This is a genomic window from Ralstonia mojiangensis (genome assembly GCF_023955645.1).
Classification (GTDB): Bacteria; Pseudomonadota; Gammaproteobacteria; order Burkholderiales; family Burkholderiaceae; genus Ralstonia; species Ralstonia mojiangensis.
The window spans coordinates 1-1,613 of the sequence record NZ_JAMXHU010000010.1 but is presented as its reverse complement, the minus strand read 5'-3'; the positions used below and the strand labels follow the sequence as shown (position 1 = coordinate 1,613).

The following is a 1,613-nucleotide window of genomic DNA, read 5'->3' as shown; positions in this document are numbered from 1 at the left end:
TTTTGTCCAGCCGGTTTTTAGTTGTCGTGCTCGCAACCAAATTCAAATGTCGGCACGGGCGTGCACTTTGTGCTCGGTTCGATTCTTCCTGGGGGCGGCTCGTAGGGCGGTGGTGCGGGTGGCTGGCACGCTGCAGGGCTGGCCTGGCCCGACTTGCTGCATGGCCCGCTCCAGGTCCAGCCGGTTGATCAAGCGCTGCCGCTTGGTCTGCGGCGCCGGACGTTTGGGCCGCGGCGGCTCGCCCACCAACGTGCGCGAGGGCCCGACCTGCCGTCGATCATCGCGCTGCGCCTGCAGTTCGGCCGCCACCGCCAACACGTGCCCCAACCGTTTGTGCTCCACGATCGCGCCCTGGTCAATCTGCGCCAGCCGGTCATAGGTGGTGTAGGGCAGGGAAGCGCCGTCGGCCCACAGCTCGATCGTGCCATCCGGGTACTCGGCCACCTCGAGGTAGCGGTGCACCAGCTTGCGGTGCTCCGGCCGGTCTTCCAACAAATACATCACCTTGGCGTACTGCAGGGTCAGGCTCGCCGACACCTTGCGCCATTCGCGCCAGCAGAAGATGCGCGCCAGGTCCTCGTCGCCACGCAGCAGCCGGTGGGCATCGAAGTCGCTCCTCGGCAACTTGGCAAAGCGCGCATTGAAGTCTGCCATGAACGCCGGCACAAACGCGTTGGCCGCCTCCATGGAGTGGATGCCGCGCAGGCGCAACTCCTTGACCAGCCGGTCCTGCAGCACCCCGTTCATGCGTTCCACGCGGCCCTTGGCCTGACTGGTGTTGGCACACAGGCTGTCGATGTTCAGCTCGAACAGGGCTCGTCCAAACTGCGTGTAGCCACGGCCCTCGGCGTTCTCGCGGGCATTGACCCGGAAGGTGCTGGCCTTGTCGCTGTAGAACGCCTGCGGCTTGCCGTGGCGCTCAAGGTAGCCCCGCGTGGCGGTGAAGTACGCCTGCGTCGATTCGGTCGGCACGAACAGCAGCTGCATCAGCCGGCCGGTGGCGTCATCGACGTACACCAGCAGCGTGCAGGCCGGCGCGCGGTCCTCGAACCACGCGTGATCACTGCCATCGATCTGCACCAGCTCACCCAGACACGCGCGCCGGTTGCGCGGCTGGTGCACCTTGGGCGGGCGCAGCTTGCGCGGCACCCAAAAGCCGGCGTCGGTCATGATCCGGCGCACCGTCTCCGTGGCCAAGTCGATACCGTGCCGCTCACGCAGCTTCTCAGCGGCCAGGGTCGGGCCGAAATCGGCATAGCTGTCGCGGATCAGGCCACGCACGCGCGACTCCAGGCCGGGCGGTAATTGGTTGTTGCCCGGTTGCCCTTGGTGTCGATTCTGCAGACCCGCCGCACCTTGAGCCTGATAGCGTCGCAACAACCGCAATGCTTGGCGGACGCTCACGCCCAGCCTGACTGCCGCAATGCCAGTCTTGAGGTGCCCATCCGCGAGCGCCTGGAGGATCTTGAGTCGATCGAGTTGCCGCATCGTCAAGGTAACCGTGTCCGGGCGCATGGCCGACTCCTTCAAAGCAAGGAGCCGTCTAGGCTACGCTCAGTCACTCGGACATTTGAACTTGGCTATAACCGGACATTACAACTTGGCGCCAACAT

At 65.2% G+C, this 1,613-nt stretch carries 1 protein-coding gene; it reads right to left on the bottom strand.

Annotation, left to right across the window (positions count from 1 at the left end):
• Window positions 1-42: 42 nt before the first annotated feature.
• On the bottom strand, window positions 43-1,515 hold the full coding sequence (locus NG898_RS26020) for an ISNCY family transposase (protein ID WP_252695096.1): 1,473 nt from the start codon (window positions 1,513-1,515) through the stop codon (window positions 43-45).
• Between the last annotated feature and the right edge of the window lie 98 nt (window positions 1,516-1,613).